Raw genomic sequence first — 17,622 nt, 5'->3', positions numbered from 1 at the left:
GTGAAAAATATTCGGTTATTGCAGATGATCACTTAATTAAAATTAATGATCTTTTTAAAAATAAATTGTTAAGAACAGGTGCACCACCTCATAAATATAGGTCAGAAAATGCTAATACAGAACATTTTTTAAAAGATTTAGGTTTCAAAACCGGTGATGAAATTGGCGTTTATTCAGATGAAGAATATGCTGAAATTGTTAGTTTAACTGTTAGTATTAAAAATACTTTTGCAGGAGAAATTAAAGAAAAATACACCGAAGATGGTTTTGAATTAGAAGCAGGTAAATGTCAAATTGATATTATCAAAAATAATGAAATTTTAAAATCTTATATTATTAATACAGCCGACAATAAGGATTTAGATGTTAGTGAAGAATTTCGAAAAATTTTACCTGATTTGAAACTTTATAATAATGTGGGAGTTAAAAAAGGAAGTTTAGTCTCTGGTTTTAAATTACAATTTCCATCATATAAACAAAAGCAATGAGAAGCTTTAATTGGTTTATTAAATACAAAAGTTTATACATTTTTTATGATGCCGCTAAAAATGGTAATAAAATTACTGGATTTATTAATATTCAGAGAGTGTGATTACAAGTAGATTTTGGGAAAGTAAATGCACTAAAAGATTCAAGAATTAGATCATTACCAGTTTTAGATTAAAACTATATTAACACAATTATATTTTACAAAAAGAGTAGTTAACAATGCTCTTTTTGTGTTAATTAATAAATTATTTTATCTAATCTTATTTTAATATTTGAGTTTGTTGAATTAATTTATTTTTTCTTTTATTCATAAATAAAATAATTTGATATTTTATTTATGAACTAAATTTATAATTATCAAATAAGAAGGGGTGTTAAAATGATAAATAATGTTGTATTAGTAGGTAAATTAATGAATGAACCAGAAATAATACCAACCAGAGAACAAATTCCAACAAAATGGACCAAGTTTATAATGGCAGTTGAAAGATCTTTTAAAAATCGTCAAAATCAATTTCAAATTGATTTTATCACTATTAAAACTTGAATAGTTAATACAGAGGAATTAAAAACACTATTAAAAAAGAATGCAATTATTGGTATTAAAGGTAGAATTCAAACATTTGCTAATAAATCTAATGATTTTTACTACTAATAAGTTTATAGTCGCTTTATATTTTTTCAAATTAAAACGATATATAGTAAAATAAATTTGTTATAATTTTACTATAATTTATTAGTATAAAAAGTTAGGAGCAAACAAAATGAAAATTGGAATTGTAAGTGATTCAGCTACTGGTTTTACCCTTGAAGATATGAAAAAATATCCTGAAATAATAATTATTCCTTTAAATATTATTGAAGGAGAAAATGCTTATGATGATAATAATATTGATATTGATAGTGAAACAATTCGTAAAAAGATGATTGATGAACACTATATTTTAAAAACTAGTCAAACTAGTCGTGGTAAACTTGAACAATATTGAGATAATGCTTTGAGTAAATATGATCAAATTTTATTTTTACCAATTGCTAATAATGCTTCAGGACAATATGCAAGTTCGCAAGTGTTACAAAAAGAAGAAAAATATAAAAATAAAGTCCATATTTTAGAAACAGGTGCTGCTTCAATACCTTTAAAATTTATGGTTTTAATCGCTTTTACTCTTGTTAAAAATGGAAAAAAAATTCCTGAAATTTTAGAAATTTTAAATAAATTCCGCAAAACTTATGAATCTTATATTGCTCCTAATGATTTAAAATTTTTAGCTCGTGGTGGTAGATTACCAATGAGTAAAGCAAGAATTGGTAATTTTTTACGTTTTAAACCAATTTTAAGATGTAAAGAAACAATTGATAATATTGGTAGAGTTAGAACGTTAAGTAAAACTATGGAAGAAATGTTAGATATTATTACTAAAATTAAAGATGTTACTAAAGAAACAATATATATTATTGATGGTTGATGTAGAAAAGATATTATTGATGAAGCAATTAAAAAAGTAAAAAATAGAGGATTTACCAAATATAAAGTTGAACCATTATGTAATATTTTAAAAACACATACTGGTAATAATACTATTGGTTTTTCAGTAGTACCTAATCAATGAGTAAAAGAAGTCTAATAAAAAAGTAGTTTTATAAAAGATTGATTAAGTAATTCTGTTTTTTTAGAAAAATATATAAAAAAATTTAAATCTAAAAAAGAATGTTAGTAAAGGTTAATTTAGTTTACTAACATTCAGATTTTTTCAACTTATAAATAATAAAATATTAAATATTATGATTTAAATTCTTATTAATAGTTAAAGTTTTAAACTAAAGAAATAATTGAAAAAATTTAATAAAATAAAATTGGCTTTTATCCCTTTATATACTATTTTTAAATTTTATCACATAAATGCTGAGAAAAGCCTATCTAGGAAATTATCCCTGCATGTATCTAAATCAAACACAAAATTATATTTTCAAAACTAGGTATTGGTATGGCAACTTTTTTTAGGACTGTTTTTTGGTAGACATTTGTTCTTGGTGTTTTATGGGGGTTAAGTAGTTTAGAGTACTGTGAATTCTTATGTTGTTGTATCAATTGATATAATCAAATAATTATAATTTTAATTGGATTAATGATGTAAAATTTTTATCATTAATAAACTCTGTTTTGAAAGTTTTGAAAGTTGCTTCAGCAACAGCGTTATCATAAGGACAACCTTTTTTTGCTTAAAGAGCGGGTAATATTGAAGGCTAATAAAAGTTTATCAATAGTTTTATTATTAAATTCATTACCGCGATCGCTATGAAATATTTCAATATTTTTTAAACAACGATTTGAGCACATAAATGCTTGATATAATAATGATGCATCTTTTTTACTACCTACACTATGTTCAATAATTTCGCGATTGTACAGGTCGATTAATAAGCAAATATAGTTTCATTTACCATTAACTTGAACATAAGTTAAATAACTAACAATAACTTCATTTTTAAGCCTATTATTAAAGTCTCTATTAACAAGATTAGTAATTTGACTATCATTGACTTTATTATGATAATTTTTGTATGATAATTTAGTGTATTTTGATATTAAATTATGTTTATTCATAATTTTTTTAATTTTTCGTCTTGATAAATTAATTTTCTTTTCTTTTAGAACAACTTTTAATCTTCTTGTTCCATAAGCTTCTTTATTTTCTTTAAAAGCACTAATAACAGCTTCATCATACATATTATTTTGAATTTTATCTTCTTTTTTCTTGAAATTAAAATAATATGTTGATTTAGATATTTTAAAAAAACGACACATTGTACGAATTTTATATTTAACTTTATTTTTAGTAATAATTTCTATTTTCTGCCTATTATTAGTGCTGCTTGCTTTAAAATATCATTTTCCATTCTTAATTGTTTTAATTCTTTTCTTAATTTAATTAATTCATTTTCTTCAATAGAACGGTTATCTTTAGTTTTAAAACTGCCTGAATTAGTAAATTGCTTAATTCAATTATAAGTAGCTGCTCTTGTAACATTGTACTCTTTAGCAAGACAAGACACTGACTTACCACTTTGATATAAAGCTACTATTTATTTTTTAAATTCATCTGAATATGAGTTAATATTGGCCATAATTATAATTCCTTTTTTTAACTAATTTGTTCACTTGTTTACGTAATTAGTATCCAATAAAGTGTAACCCATCCACCAAGATGTCAAAGGTGTTTGTGACTTGTGAAAAATGGTGTCATGAAGAATACTAAATGTTTGATGACATTTCAAACATCTCATTCTTCTCAAATCAGAAACATTCAAACTAGAAGAAGCACACCTGATACATTTCATTACTTTCAACTTCGCTATATATTTCAAACAATCGTTTTCATTTTGAAATATGCTATTGAATTCATTTCAATTCATTTTTTCCTCCACACTAGTACATGTGGGGATAATTTCCTTTTTAATTTTTTTAGATTTATTTGAAAAAATATTAATTAAACACTTTCTATTTTAAATTATTAAAAGTAAAATAATGTTATTTTTAATAAAACAAGATATAAATATATTAATAGTTTTAAAAAAACTACTAAAATATTTTTAAAATTTAATGGAGGATGAAAATGCAAACTTTTATTGGAATTATAGGTTATTTAGCCGGAATATTATCTATTATAACATTTATTCCACAAGCAATAAAAACAATAAAAACTAAGGAAACTAAACATATAATCTTATTAACTTATATTATTTATAATATTGCTAATCTTTTTTTCTTGATATTTGGAATACTTTCAGTAACATTACCAGTAATGTGACCAGAAGATGCTGATACTCTTGAAATTGCAATTTGAGGTTCTACCTTAATAATACCGTATACAGTAACAATGACTGCAACTAATTGTATTATTTATGTTAAAGTAAAAAATATGAAAACGTTGGGCGAAAATGCTAGAACTTTGGAGGAATAAAAATAATGGCAAATACTGAATGATGAATTATTACTATAATAGGGATTATTGGAGCACTTATTGCTGTTATAGCATTTTGTCCACAATCTTTAAAAACAATAAAAACTAAAAAAACAGATGGTATTTCTTTACTTACATTTATTCTTTATACAACAGCTAACAGTTTATGAGTATTATGGGGCATTATTCATTTATCATATCATGGCGGATCTGAATCAACAATTTTAATGAAAGATTTAGTTATAATTTGTGCTAATACACCTTGTGCAATATGATCAGGAATTATTCTTGGTATTAAAATTAATAATATGTATAAATATGGTGAAGATTGTAAAAAATGAAAAGGAAAAGTAAATATAAAGAGCAACTTTTAATAGTTTATTTTTTATTAAAAATAATAATTTATTACTAAAAATGCATTGTAATGATGCATTTTTTAATAGTTATAATAGTAAAATACTTATCAAAATTAAAATTAATAATTTAAGTTATAATATATGTATAATTAAAAATTTTGTGGGGTTAAATAATGATAATTCAAAATGATGTTTATAAAATTCTAGTACAAGTAATCCTAGAAAAAGGTCATTGTAATGTTTTATTAGCACAAATGATGCGAGATAAAAATCTAACATTATCAGAAAAAGAAGCAATTGAAAAGATAGTACTATGAACTTTAAAAAATCAAATTTATTTAGATTATATATTAAATCAAATATGAAATGTTTTGAAATCAGTAATTACTATTCCTTTTCACATAACTATTTTATTATGAATAGTTTTATATGAAATCTATTTTTTAGAAATTACTAATAAAGAAATCTTCATTGAAAATACTTTAAAAAAAGTAAGCACCATTGATAATAAACTAACATTTATTATTTCTAAAGTATTAGATTTATGTTTTACTGAATTTAGATCAGAATTTAACTTACAAAAAGAAAGTAAACAAAATATTAAATTAATTAAATATAGTTATCCTAGTTGATTATATTCTTTAATAAAATCACAATTTAGTATTAATATTGAAAATCAATTGATAAAAGATAACTTAAGAATGCCATTAATTAGTTTTAGAGTTAATACATTAAAAACTACTGTTAATAAATTGTTAAACAATGAAAATTATAAATCTTTTAACTTTTGTTTAAGCGAGATAGTATCTGATGGTATTATTAGTTCAAAGTCAATTTTTAACACAAAATTATATGAAAATGGTGAAATTATTAAACAAGACCAAGCAAGTATGTTAGTTAGTCATTTTTTAAATCCACAACCATATGATGAAGTATTAGATATGTGTGCAGGAATTGCTAGTAAAACAGCTCATATGGCAACTTTAATGTATAATCACGGTAAGATAGTTTCTTGTGATATCAATGAAGAACGATTAAAAATTGGTGCTACTTATTTAAAAAAATTAGGCGTAACAAATACTGAACTTAAATATGGTGATTCTACAATATTGGATTTTAATAATAAGTTTGACAAAATTTTAATTGATTCTCCTAGTACTGCTTGAGGTTTAATTAAAAGAAAACCAGAAGTTAAACTTATCAATTGAAGTAAAGAAGAAATTAATCACTTAATTACTGTTCAAGCAAAATTATTAAATAAGGCTTATCAACTTTTAAAACCCGAAGCGATAATTGTGTATGTTACTTGTACTTTCAATATTAAAGAAAATCAAAATCAAATTGAGAAGTTTGTTAAAAATCACGCAGATATGACAATCATTGCAGAAAAACAATTTTTTGTTTTTAATAACAATACTGATTTATTTTATATTTGTAAATTAAAAAAAGGAATATAGGGGGTCAGTTTATGAAAATAAATGCTAGTTATAAAACAGATGTTGGTAATTATCGTACAAATAATCAAGATGCCGTTTTATATTTAACAAATAATACGGGACAAGTTATTGGTGTTGTTTGTGATGGTTTGGGTGGTCATAAATGTGGTGAAGTGGCCAGTAATATGGCTGTTAGTATGTTAAAAAAAATTTTTGAAATAACAGATTTTACTAAATTAAAACATGATAAACAAATTCATGCATGATTACAAGAAAAGATAGATATTATTCAAATTGAAATGAATAATTTTAGTTTAAGTAATGAACAAGCGCTTGATATGGGAACAACTATGGTAATAATTTTAATTACTAATAACAAAGCTTATTTAGTAAATATTGGTGATTCACGTATTTATCAATATAGTGAACAAGGATTAAAACAGTTAACAGTTGATCATAATATTTTAAATTTATATTTACAAAAAAACACAACTAAAGAATCAAGTGTTGATTTAAATCACACTTATTGAAAGGCATTAACTAGTGCTCTTGGTCCATGTAAGCCATTAAAAACCGATATTTTTCATTTACCCTTAATAATTCCATCATATTTTCTTTTAACTAGTGATGGTGTTCATGATTTTTTAGAAGAATATGAAATAGTTAATATTTTAGAAAAAAATGGAAATATTAATAACAAAGTTAAGTTATTAATTAAGCAAGCATTACTTAATGTTTCAACTGATAATGTTACTGTATTATTAATGGAAATAAAATTTTAGTCTTTTGACATTTTTGTGTAAAATATAAATTATAAATAAGTTAGTAATTTTTAAAAAATAAAGGAAATTATCTCCACATGTACTAGTGTGGAGGAAAAAATGAATCGAAATGAATTCAATAGCATATTTCAAAATGAAAACGATTGTTTGAAATATATAGCGAAGTTGAAAGTAATAAAATGTATCAGGTGCGCTTCTTCTAGTTTGAATGTTTCTGATTTGAGAAGAATAAGATGTTTGAAATGTCATCAAACATTTAGTATTCTTCATGACACCATTTTTCACAAGTCACAAACACCTTTGACATCTTGGTTTTATCTCATCTTTAGATGAATAAACACAAAGCATTGTATACCATCAACAGATGTTGCAAGGGAATTGGGTGTGAAATATAAAAAAGCTTGAAGAATGGGTCATGAAATCAGAACTAGAATTTGGAATCAAGATGCAGGGTTCATTGATGATGGCACAGCACAGATAGATGAAATGTATCTTTCACATGTAGGTTTTATTCAACAAGGAATATCCTTGTTGAATAAAACCTTGATTTTTGGAGTTTATGAGAAAACCAGCAACAAACTAATTGTGAAAGTATTGAAAAAAGCAGATGAGAAAAACTTTTTATGATTTGCATTGAAACACATTTCTACTGGGTGTTGTCTATTTACGGATTCTTGGAGGGGATATGGAAGTTTCAAAAACTTCTATCACAAACATGAAATCGTAAATCATGAAGTTGGGTATGTGTCATCAACAGGTGTAAACACAAACCAGATTTAATCTGCATGAAAACACATCCGACGAACTTTCCGAACACACATAAAAGTTTCAAAACACAATATTCATTTATATGCAGCTTCATTTGCATATAAATTCAATAAGATACCTAGTTTTGAAACTATAATTTTGTGTTTGATTTAGATACATGTGGGGATAATTTCCTAGATAGGATTTTATCTCCATTTATGTGATAAAATTTAAAAATAGTACATAAAGGGATAAAAGCCAAAATAAATTTAAAAGTAATGGTGAAACTAATGGAAATAAATAAATTATTGAATAATCGTTATCATATTTTAAAAATTATTGGTTCGGGTGGTATGGCTAAAGTTTATGAAGCACAAGATAAATATTTAAATCGGCAAGTTGCTTTAAAAGTAATTAATCCAATTTCACCACTAGATGACTTAATAAAAGAACGATTTTTGCAAGAAATTAGAGCAGTATCTAGAGTTAGACATCCCAATGTTATTTTGGTATATGATGTTTTTATTGATAAGAAAGATTGATGCTTAGTTTTTGAATTATTAGAAGGTAAAACATTAAAAGAATATTTAAGTAATTATTCAGTTTTATCAGTTAATGAAGTTATAGTTATTATGAAAGAAATTTTAAAAGGGGTTAATGCGTGTCATGCAGTCAATATTATTCATCGTGATTTAAAACCTGAAAATATTATTTTAACTAGTAGTGGAGCAATTAAAGTTTTAGACTTTGGTATTGCTGTTATTGATGATTATGAAGTTAAAAAACACGCTAATCAAGTTGTAGGAACAATGAAATATATTGCTCCAGAAGTAGTAAAATTTCAAAAACCAACAATTCAAAGTGATATTTATGCTTTAGGTATTATATTATATGAATTATTAGTTGGTAAACCACCTTTTTTTCATAAAAATCCACAAATATTAGCGGTCAAACATATTAAAGAACCAATGCCATTAATTCATGAATTTAAAAAAAATATTCCACAAAGTTTAGAAAATATTATTTTGAAGGCAACTGCTAAGGATATTAATGATCGCTATCGGACAATTAGTGAATTGAGTAATGATTTAGATTGTTGTTTAAAAATGGAAAATAAAAATAATATTTTATTTAAGAAAAATTACTTAAATTCACAAAAATTAAAAAAACCATTTTATTTAAAAAAAGAATTTTTATCATATTTAATTTTAATTATATTATTACTTATTGGTGTTATTATAAGCATATTAATTTTATATTAATTGGAGGACACTATGAACTTTAAACAAGGAATAGTTATTGGAGTTGCAAATAACTTTGTTGAAGTAAGAATTGAAAATCAAATTTATTCTTGTTTAATCAAAGGAAATTTAAAATTTCAAACAGCAAAAATTTTAGTTGGTGATTATGTTAAAGTTAATTTTAAAGATGATAAAAATCCTTTGGTTGAATCAATTTTGCCTCGATTTAATGAACTATATCGACCAAGCATTGCTAATGTTGATCAAGTATTAATTGTTAGTTCTCTTGTTAATCCTTTTCTTAGTAGTTTTCTATTAAATAAATTATTAACTATTTTTAATTATTATCATTTAAAAATAATTTTAATATTTACAAAAATTGATTTGGTAACTAAAGATAATGAAGTTTGAACAAAAGTTAAAGCATATCAGAATTTAAATTTACCAACAATTTTTATTTCAAATGTTAAAAAAAATGGTATTGAAGATTTAAAAAAAGTTTTTACAAACAAGTTATCAATATTAACAGGTACTTCAGGAGTGGGAAAGAGTTCAACTTTAAATAGTTTGGATAATAATTTAAAACTATGAACACAGGATATTTCTACAAGTTTAAATCGTGGTAAACATACCACAACTAAAACTCGCCTTTATTTTTTACATGATGGTATTATTGCAGATACACCTGGTTTTTCGGTCTTTCAGTTGCAAGGTTTAAGTAGTATTGATATTGCTACTAATTTTCCTAGTTTTACTAATATTTGACAAAATTGTAAGTTTCGTACTTGCTTACATCAGCAAGAACCAGAATGTGCAATTAAAAAAGCAGTTGCAAATAAAATAATTTCTAGTTTTTTTTATGAAGATTATTGTAAAATTTTAATAGAATTCAATAAAATTAATAATTTAAAATAAAGGATGGTAATATATGAAAAAAGAAGTAACAATTGCCGCTAGCATTTTAAATGCTAACTTTCTATCTTTAAAAGATGATTTATTAAATTTACAAAATGCAGGAATTAATTGAATTCATTTTGATGTTATGGATCATCATTTTGTTGAAAATTTAAGTTTTGGTGCAAAAATATTAAGTGATGTATGTAAATTTAGTTCTAATATCAATATTGATTGTCATATGATGGTAAAGATAACAACATTAAAAGTATGTGATTATTTAAAACCATTTATAATTTTACCGCAAGTTAAAAATATTACTTTGCATTATGAAGCATTAACAGAAGATCAATTAAAAGAATTTCTGCAGTGAAAAAACCCTGGTTTTAAAAAAGGAATTGCCATTAATCCTGATACACCAATTTCAAAAATTTATGATTATTTGAAAGATCTTGATACAATTTTAATTATGAGTGTGCAACCAGGTGCGGGTGGACAACGTTTTTTAGATTTAACTATTAATAAAATTAAAATGTTAGTAAAACATATCGATAATAATTTTCCAAATATTACAATTGCTGTTGATGGTGGCATTAATAATTTAACAGCAAATGATTGTATTACTGCTGGTGCTAATTACCTAGTAGCGGGTAGTTATTTATTAAATAGTGATAATTCAGTAAAAAAACAAGTTGCGATGTTAACAAATTATGAAAAATAGTGATATTAAACAATTAGTAATTGTTTGTCGTGATTATAATTTAAATTGAGAACAATTTATTAATCCAATTTTTATTGGTGTTGAAAATGGTGTTTTATCATTATTAAAATATAAAAAACCAATTAAGTTTATTTGTGGTGATAATGATACCATTAATAAACAACAGTTAAAGATTTTAAATGATCAAAGTAAAATAAATAATTTTGAAATTATTACTTTTAATAAAGAAAAAGATTTTATTTATAGTGAACTTGCGATAGTTACTGCAATTTCCAAAAAAATTAATTTTCAACAAATAGTGATAGTAAGTGATGGAATACGTTGGGATATGTTACTTGCTAGTATTAATATAATAAAAAATATGAATGTTTTAACCCAATTTTATTAGGTGAAAATAATTATTGTTTTTTATTAAAAGCAAAATCAGAATATATTTTTTACAATTGACAATTAACATATAAATATATTTCTTAGAATGGCAACTTTTTTTAGGACTGTTTTTTGGTAGACATTTGTGCTTGGTGTTTTATGGGGGTTAAGTAGTTTAGAGTGCTGTGGATTCTTATGTTGTTGCATCAATTGATATAATCAAATAATTCTAATTTTAATTGGATTAATGATGTAAAATTTTTATCATTAATAAATTCTGTTTTGAAAGTTTTGAAAGTTGCTTCAGCAACAGCGTTATCATAAGGACAACCTTTTTTGTTTAAAGAGTGGGTAATATTGAAGGCTAATAAAACTATTGATAAACTTTTATTATTAAATTCATTACCGCGATCGCTATGAAATATTTCAATATTTTTTAAACAACGATTTGAGCACATAAATGCTTGATATACTAATGATGCATCTTTTTTAGTACCTACACTATGTCCAATAATTTCGCGATTGTACAGGTCGATTAATAAGCAAATATAGTTTCATTTATCATTAACTTGAACATAAGTTAAATCACTAACAATAACTTCATTTTTAAGCCTATTATTAAAGTCTCTATTAACAAGATTAGTAGATTTGACTATCATTGACTTTATTATGATAATTTTTTTATGCTAATTTAGTTTATTTTGATATTAAATTATGTTTATTCATAATTTTTTTAATTTTTCGTCTTGATAAATTAATTTTTTTTCTTTTAGAACAACTTTTAATCTTCTTGTTCCATAAGTTTTTTTATTTTCTTTAAAAGCACTAATAACAGCTTCATCATACATATTATTTTGAATTTTATCTTCTTTTTTCTTGAAATTAAAATAATATGTTGATTTAGAGATTTTTAAAAAACGACACATTGTACGAATTTTATATTTAACTTTATTTTTAGTAATAATTTCTATTTTCTGCCTATTATTAGTGCTGCTTGCTTTAAAATATCATTTTCCATTCTTAATTTTTTTAATTCTTTTCTTAATTTAATTAATTCATTTTCTTCAACAGAACGGTTATCTTTGGTTTTAAAACTGCCTGAATTAGTAAATTGCTTAATTCAATTATAAGTAGCTGCTCTTGTAACATTGTACTCTTTAGCAAGACAAGACACTGACTTACCACTTTGATATAAAGCTACTATTTGTTTTTTAAATTCATCTGAATATGAGTTAATATTGGCCATAATTATAATTTCTTTCTTTTAACTAATTTGTTCACTTGTTTACGTAATTAGTGTCCAATAAAGTGTAACCCATCCACTAATTATTAAAAAAGGAAAATGTTTAGTTTTTTTTACATAAATAATTTTTTAAAATTTAGAAAAACTAATTATTATTTTATGCCAAAAGTATATTAATAAAATCTTAAAAAAAAGATAGTATAATAAAAATCATAAACTTAATATAAGTTTTCTAACCCTTATTTTTATTAAAAATAAATGAGTTTTTTTATTTTTTAAAAGAGGAGAAATTAAAAAATGGTAAAAGAAAAAATGTTATCTGCAACAGAGTTAATAAAAAAAATTGAAAGTATAAAGTTAAGATATCAAAAACAACATAATACTCAAATTCCTTATTTTAAAAGAATTATTGAAGAATTAAAAGGAATATCTTTGGTTGCAGATATTCCTAATGTTATTAAAAATCTTAAATATCTTCAATATAATTGTGGAAAAAGTACAAAAAAATATTCTGATAAATCAAAAATGCCAATTTTATCTTTGTTTACTGTAACTATTAGTTTTTTAGAAGCACAAGCAAATAAAAAAACATTGGCAATAGATTTTAAAAATATATATAAATATGATTTAAGTAATGTTTTAACTACTTCAGAAGATAAGTTATTTGTATTAGGTTCACAAACTGATTTAGAAGTTGAAATAAAGCATAGAGATAGTTCTAAAAGTTTAGATTATTTAACACTATATGATAGTTCAGACATTAGTGAAATTTTTAAAGAAATGCAAGAAAAAATACATGATTTAAAAATACTAAAAGAAGCTAAAAATAAAATATGTGGACAAATTAATAATTTTAATTTGAATTTCAAAAATGAAAAACAATTAGCAAGAAGATGGTGACATTGACCACTTAAATTTTTGACTTGTGGAATGTGAGAAAGTAATAAAATTAAAGCAATTAATAATAAATATAGTAAGGATAGTTTTGATAAATTAATTTGCAAACATAATGGATTAAATACTAAAATTAATAAGTTAGAAAGTGATATCGAAATTTTAAAAACTAAAGTTAATAAATTAGAAAAGAAAACTAAAATATTAGGAAATAGTAGTTTAAATTATGGTAAAAAATGAAAATCAATAAATGATTTAGATGAACATAATATTGTAGAAAAGAGTTTTTCATATCAAAATTTATTATAAGACGTTATTATTTGGTGATAATTTATTTTTTTAATTTAAAATAAAAATTAATCTCTTTAAAATTTTATTTTTAAAGAGATTAATAATATTTTTTGTTAAAAGGATATAATTTAAGCAACAAGAAATAATTATATTTATAAAGTTAATAATTAACACTAATAAATGTAAATTATAGATTTATTAATGTATAAGGTGTATTAAAATTAAAATTAGTGTAGTCAATTTTCTTATTTTTATGTAGAAGTAGTTATTTTATCAAACTAGGAATCCTTTACATTATTTATTGTAAAAATTATTAAGTTACAAAATGATAAAATTAATATATAAAAAGTAAAGGAGGAAGTAAATGGAAAAAATTGGTGCTGCAGTTTATTTACATTTAGCAAATTTAGAAGAAATTAAAAATTATACCGAATTATTAGCCAAGAACAATATTAAAACTATTTTTATAACTTTAATTATTTTTAAAAAAACAGATTATGAAAATTTAAAAAAATTACTAGTATTAACACAAATTGCTAAAAAGTATAATATGCATGTTTTTGCAGATATTAATATTGAATTTATTAATGAATTTAATCTGAATCTTAATAAACAACTTGATTTCATAAAGTTTTTTAAAATGTATGGTTTATCCGGTATTCGTTGCAACGAAGGAATTGATATTAAACATCAAGCAAGATTAAGTCGAAATCGTTTAAATTTTAAAATATTTATTAATGGTTCATATGTTGTTAATGATATCAACTACTTAATATTATTTTATAAAGCTAATGTTAATAACCTTATTAGTTGTTATAATTTTTATCCACAAAAATGGTACTGGTGCTGATATTGACTTTTTTGTTTAAATCAATCTGAAAGCGTTGTTAATAAAATTCCATTTGCCAGCTTTGTTACATTATTAGGAAAAGATAAAATTGGACCTTGAAAATATAATGATAATTTACCAACATTAGAACTGCATCGTGATTGAACATTGGTAATACAAATTCGTCATTATATTGCTTTATGCATTGATATGATAATTATTGCTAACCAGTTTTTAACAGAATATGATTTGAAAATGATAAATGAAATTGATTATAAAAATTTATCGTTAAAAATTGAGTTAAATTCTAATATTACTGATAGTGAACAACAGATTCTTTTTGACAAAAATATTCATAAAGTTAGATCTGATTTAGCACGAGATATAATTCGTAGTGTTATTTCTCGAGTTATATATCAATAATTAGATATTCCTGCTAACAATACTAATCAATGATTAGAAAAAGGTTATGTTGTTATTATTAATAATAAATCACATAATTATCGCGGTGAATTACATATTATTACAAATAAAATTAAAAATAATGGTATTCGTAACGTTGTTGGTAAACTTTCTAAAGAAGATTTAAATTTTATTCCATTTTTAGTATCAAATCATTCATTTAGATTTATTTTATAAATAAATTTTTATTTTATTTATTAAAAACATAAACATTTAAAATATGATAAAATCATTAAGTATTATTAAATAATAGTTAGTAAGTGTGAAATTTTAAAAGATAATCTTACTTTTAATTTTTTTTAAAATAAAAAGTTTAATATTGTATAAAAATATTGATAATTTTTTAATTTACTAATATAATTGTTAAAGTAAAATAAAAAATAGGAGCTGACATGAATGCATTCAGTGAAAAAATCACCATCATCAGACAACAAAGAAAACGAAGAACGAACAAGTAGTGAACAAGATTTTCAACGTCTTTTAAAAGGATTTAGTAAAAAGGCCCAAGAGACTAAAAGAGCAGAAAAAAGACATAAACATTTTCTTTCTGCGCGTGATGAAAAACGCGAAAAACAAAGCGCTGCTGCTAAAAAGAAAAAACATCGTAAGTAATAAAAAGGAAAAAATGGTAATCGCTGTTAATTATTATTGGCGGTGATTTTTTATATGAAATATCATTTTGTTCAACAAGAAACAAAAAATGATTGTTGTTTGGCATGTCTTGCTATGATATATAGGTTTTATTTTAAGAAGAAGTTATTAATTAATGACATAAAAAAAGATATATTTTTAACAAAATCGGGAATTAATCTTTTAGAATTAAAACAATTGGCTAGTAATTATAATTTATTATTAAAAGCTTATAATATTAATTTTGATAAATTAAAATCACTAATAATTGTTAAACCATTAATTATTAAAATATATAATGCTAATGTTGGATTTCTTTTTGTAGTTATTTACAAAAAGAAAAAAAATAAATGACTGGTGGCAAATCCAGAAAATATTGAACTTAGTTGAATAAAATTAAAAATTTTTCACCATTTTTGATTCCAAATTATTTATATTATTCATTAATTATAATAATTAATAACGGAAATTATCCCCAGATGTACTAGTGTGGAGGAAAAAATGAATTGAAATGAATTCAATAGCATATTTCAAAATGAAAACGATTGTTTGAAATATATAGCGAAGTTGAAAGTAATGAAATGATCAGGTGTGCTTCTTCTAGTTTGAATGTTTCTGATTTAAGAAGAATAAGATGTTTGAAATGTCATCAAACATTTAGTATTCTTCATGACACCATTTTTCACAAGTCACAAACACCTTTGACATCTTGGTTTTATCTCATCTTTAGATGAATAAACACAAAGCATGGTATACCGTCAACAGATGTTGCAAGGGAATTGGGTGTGACATATAAAACAGCTTGAAGAATGGGTCATGAAATCAGAACTAGAATTTGGAATCAAGATGCAGGGTTCATTGATGATGGCACAGCACAGATAGATGAAATGTATCTTTCACATGTAGGTTTTAAAAAACAAGGAAGATCCTTGCTGAATAAAACCTTAATTGTTGGAGTTTATGATAAAACCAGCAACAAGCTAATTGTGAAAGTATTGAAAAAAAGCAGATGAGAAAAAACTTTTATGATTTGCATTGAAACACATTTCTACTGGGTGTTGTCTGTTTACGGATTCTTGGAAGGGATATAGAAGTTTCAAAAAATTCTATCACAAACATGAAATCGTAAATCATGAAGTTGGGTATGTGTCATCAACAGGTGTAAACACAAACCAGATTGAATCTGCATGAAAACACATCCGACGAACTTTCCGAACACACATAAAAGTTTCAAAACACAATATTCATTTATATGCAAAAGAAGCTGCATATAAATTCAATAAGATACCTAGTTTTGAAACTATAATTTTGTGTTTGATTTAGATACATGTGGGGATAATTTCCTAGATAGGCTTTTATCTCCATTTATGTGATAAAATTTAAAAATAGTACATAAAGGGATAAAAGCCTTAATAATTTATTTTTGGTTACTACCTTTTTTATAGCACAAGTATTTTATAACCATTTTATTAATCAAATTATTTTAAATAATAGTTTACAGTTAGCAATGATTTTATTATTAAGTTTCTTTTTTATTAATTTAATGAAAATTTTAATTGAATATATTTTAAATAAAATATGTCAAAAATTTTATTTTTATTTCAATAACTTTTTAGTATATTTATTTCATAATAAATGATTTAAAAGTAAACCAATAAAAATACAAAAATATAATGGTAGTGATTTTTTTACAAATATATCAAGATATTAATAATATATCAACTATGTTTTGTCATAATAGTTTAGAGATAATTATTAATTTTATTACTAGTGTTATTGTTAGCATAGTTTTGATTAAGATTCATTTTATGATTTGATTAGTAAATTTATTAAATGGTTTTATAACACTATTAATTAATTTTATAATAATGTTATGAAAAAAACCATTAGTAAAAAAAGAACTAGTGAATGGGTTACAATATAAGAATGACAAAAATTTTTTTCAATATCAATTAATAAAATAGTATTAAAAGATTGTTATTTTAATTTAAGAAATAAAGTAGTTTTTAGTAATTTAAATTTAATATTAAAACAAAGTAATATTATTATTGGTCCTTCTGGCGTTGGTAAAACAACATTACTATCATTATTAACTCAGAAATATGTACCTTTAAAAGGTAAAATTTTAATTAATAATGAAATTTGATTAGATAATTTTTCATATGAATTTTGACAAAAAAATGTATTTATTTACATTCAAATTCTATTATTCATAACGGTACAGTTTTAGAAAATATTTTATAATTTAATATTACAAAAGAAAAATTAATAAA

The 17,622-nt window shown here is 23.2% G+C and carries 22 protein-coding genes and 3 pseudogenes; 20 read left to right on the top strand and 5 right to left on the bottom strand.

What is annotated here, in order from left to right; translation table 4 throughout:
• Positions 1-65: 65 nt before the first annotated feature.
• From AC6I4F_RS06215 to AC6I4F_RS06200, 4 genes are all read left to right on the top strand, one after another.
• Complete coding sequence (locus AC6I4F_RS06215) at positions 66-602, top strand: hypothetical protein (RefSeq protein ID WP_497873200.1); 537 nt, start codon at positions 66-68, stop codon at positions 600-602.
• Positions 603-868: 266 nt separating this feature from the next.
• The gene (locus AC6I4F_RS06210) at positions 869-1,144 is read left to right on the top strand and encodes a single-stranded DNA-binding protein (protein ID WP_497873199.1); all 276 of its coding nucleotides are present in this window, start codon (positions 869-871) and stop codon (positions 1,142-1,144) included.
• Positions 1,145-1,253: 109 nt separating this feature from the next.
• The gene (locus AC6I4F_RS06205) at positions 1,254-2,117 is read left to right on the top strand and encodes a DegV family protein (protein WP_497873198.1); all 864 of its coding nucleotides are present in this window, start codon (positions 1,254-1,256) and stop codon (positions 2,115-2,117) included.
• Positions 2,118-2,346: 229 nt separating this feature from the next.
• Positions 2,347-2,469 carry a hypothetical protein gene (locus AC6I4F_RS06200; protein WP_497873197.1) on the top strand — a complete coding sequence of 41 codons (123 nt, stop codon included), beginning with the start codon at positions 2,347-2,349 and terminating at the stop codon, positions 2,467-2,469.
• Between the two features lie 21 nt (positions 2,470-2,490).
• Here AC6I4F_RS06200 and AC6I4F_RS06195 read toward each other — a convergent pair.
• Positions 2,491-3,576: pseudogene (locus AC6I4F_RS06195) on the bottom strand (IS3 family transposase).
• Positions 3,577-3,639: 63 nt separating this feature from the next.
• Complete coding sequence (locus tag AC6I4F_RS06190; protein ID WP_497873196.1) at positions 3,640-3,906, bottom strand: hypothetical protein; 267 nt, start codon at positions 3,904-3,906, stop codon at positions 3,640-3,642.
• Positions 3,907-4,106: 200 nt separating this feature from the next.
• Between AC6I4F_RS06190 and AC6I4F_RS06185 the strand changes: the two genes are divergently transcribed.
• The 9 genes from AC6I4F_RS06185 (at position 4,107) to AC6I4F_RS06145 (ending at position 11,019) form a co-directional block, all read left to right on the top strand.
• Positions 4,107-4,454: a SemiSWEET family sugar transporter gene (locus AC6I4F_RS06185; RefSeq protein WP_497873195.1), complete on the top strand. Its 348-nt coding sequence runs from the start codon at positions 4,107-4,109 to the stop codon at positions 4,452-4,454.
• Between the two features lie 5 nt (positions 4,455-4,459).
• Complete coding sequence (locus AC6I4F_RS06180) at positions 4,460-4,828, top strand: SemiSWEET family sugar transporter (protein ID WP_174481526.1); 369 nt, start codon at positions 4,460-4,462, stop codon at positions 4,826-4,828.
• 155 nt (positions 4,829-4,983) lie between these two features.
• The gene (locus AC6I4F_RS06175; RefSeq protein ID WP_497873194.1) at positions 4,984-6,267 is read left to right on the top strand and encodes a methyltransferase domain-containing protein; all 1,284 of its coding nucleotides are present in this window, start codon (positions 4,984-4,986) and stop codon (positions 6,265-6,267) included.
• An 11-nt stretch (positions 6,268-6,278) separates the two neighbouring features.
• Positions 6,279-7,028: a protein phosphatase 2C domain-containing protein gene (locus tag AC6I4F_RS06170; protein ID WP_497873193.1), complete on the top strand. Its 750-nt coding sequence runs from the start codon at positions 6,279-6,281 to the stop codon at positions 7,026-7,028.
• Positions 7,029-7,127: 99 nt separating this feature from the next.
• Positions 7,128-7,808 (top strand): IS1595 family transposase, encoded by a 681-nt coding sequence (locus AC6I4F_RS06165; protein WP_497873192.1) that lies wholly within the window; start codon positions 7,128-7,130, stop codon positions 7,806-7,808.
• A 257-nt stretch (positions 7,809-8,065) separates the two neighbouring features.
• Positions 8,066-9,037: a serine/threonine-protein kinase gene (locus tag AC6I4F_RS06160; protein ID WP_497873191.1), complete on the top strand. Its 972-nt coding sequence runs from the start codon at positions 8,066-8,068 to the stop codon at positions 9,035-9,037.
• Between the two features lie 12 nt (positions 9,038-9,049).
• The gene (rsgA, locus tag AC6I4F_RS06155; RefSeq protein WP_342217843.1) at positions 9,050-9,931 is read left to right on the top strand and encodes a ribosome small subunit-dependent GTPase A; all 882 of its coding nucleotides are present in this window, start codon (positions 9,050-9,052) and stop codon (positions 9,929-9,931) included.
• Positions 9,932-9,944: 13 nt separating this feature from the next.
• On the top strand, positions 9,945-10,631 hold the full coding sequence (locus AC6I4F_RS06150; protein WP_497873190.1) for a ribulose-phosphate 3-epimerase: 687 nt from the start codon (positions 9,945-9,947) through the stop codon (positions 10,629-10,631).
• A complete protein-coding gene (locus tag AC6I4F_RS06145; protein ID WP_497873189.1) occupies positions 10,621-11,019 on the top strand; it encodes a hypothetical protein in 399 nt (132 codons plus the stop codon). The genes AC6I4F_RS06150 and AC6I4F_RS06145 overlap by 11 nt, the downstream gene beginning before the upstream one ends.
• Before the next feature lie 100 nt (positions 11,020-11,119).
• On the opposite strand, the pseudogene AC6I4F_RS06140 reads toward AC6I4F_RS06145, so the two are convergent.
• The 3 genes and pseudogenes from AC6I4F_RS06140 to AC6I4F_RS06130 form a co-directional block, all read right to left on the bottom strand.
• Positions 11,120-11,675, bottom strand: a pseudogene (locus tag AC6I4F_RS06140) (IS3 family transposase); the annotation flags it as partial.
• A 32-nt stretch (positions 11,676-11,707) separates the two neighbouring features.
• Positions 11,708-11,926, bottom strand: a complete 219-nt coding sequence (locus AC6I4F_RS06135; protein WP_497873188.1) for a transposase — start codon at positions 11,924-11,926, stop codon at positions 11,708-11,710.
• A 41-nt stretch (positions 11,927-11,967) separates the two neighbouring features.
• Positions 11,968-12,246, bottom strand: coding sequence for a transposase (locus tag AC6I4F_RS06130; RefSeq protein ID WP_497873187.1), 279 nt, complete (start codon positions 12,244-12,246; stop codon positions 11,968-11,970).
• Positions 12,247-12,540: 294 nt separating this feature from the next.
• Between AC6I4F_RS06130 and AC6I4F_RS06125 the strand changes: the two genes are divergently transcribed.
• From AC6I4F_RS06125 to AC6I4F_RS06095, 7 genes and pseudogenes are all read left to right on the top strand, one after another.
• Positions 12,541-13,446 (top strand): hypothetical protein, encoded by a 906-nt coding sequence (locus AC6I4F_RS06125; protein WP_497873186.1) that lies wholly within the window; start codon positions 12,541-12,543, stop codon positions 13,444-13,446.
• A 346-nt stretch (positions 13,447-13,792) separates the two neighbouring features.
• Positions 13,793-14,896: pseudogene (locus AC6I4F_RS06120) on the top strand (MupG family TIM beta-alpha barrel fold protein).
• A gap of 219 nt (positions 14,897-15,115) precedes the next feature.
• Complete coding sequence (locus AC6I4F_RS06115; RefSeq protein ID WP_497873185.1) at positions 15,116-15,331, top strand: hypothetical protein; 216 nt, start codon at positions 15,116-15,118, stop codon at positions 15,329-15,331.
• 54 nt (positions 15,332-15,385) lie between these two features.
• Positions 15,386-15,796 (top strand): cysteine peptidase family C39 domain-containing protein, encoded by a 411-nt coding sequence (locus AC6I4F_RS06110; protein WP_497873184.1) that lies wholly within the window; start codon positions 15,386-15,388, stop codon positions 15,794-15,796.
• A gap of 98 nt (positions 15,797-15,894) precedes the next feature.
• Positions 15,895-16,440, top strand: a complete 546-nt coding sequence (locus AC6I4F_RS06105) for a hypothetical protein (RefSeq protein ID WP_497873183.1) — start codon at positions 15,895-15,897, stop codon at positions 16,438-16,440.
• A complete protein-coding gene (locus AC6I4F_RS06100) occupies positions 16,385-16,672 on the top strand; it encodes a transposase (protein ID WP_497874790.1) in 288 nt (95 codons plus the stop codon). Before AC6I4F_RS06105 ends, AC6I4F_RS06100 begins: the two co-directional genes overlap by 56 nt.
• Before the next feature lie 622 nt (positions 16,673-17,294).
• Positions 17,295-17,579, top strand: coding sequence for an ATP-binding cassette domain-containing protein (locus tag AC6I4F_RS06095; protein ID WP_497874678.1), 285 nt, complete (start codon positions 17,295-17,297; stop codon positions 17,577-17,579).
• Positions 17,580-17,622: the final 43 nt, after the last annotated feature.

The organism is Spiroplasma ixodetis, from assembly GCF_059729505.1.
Note: the sequence above shows the minus strand (reverse complement) of the source record. Positions and strands in the feature narration are given on the sequence as shown.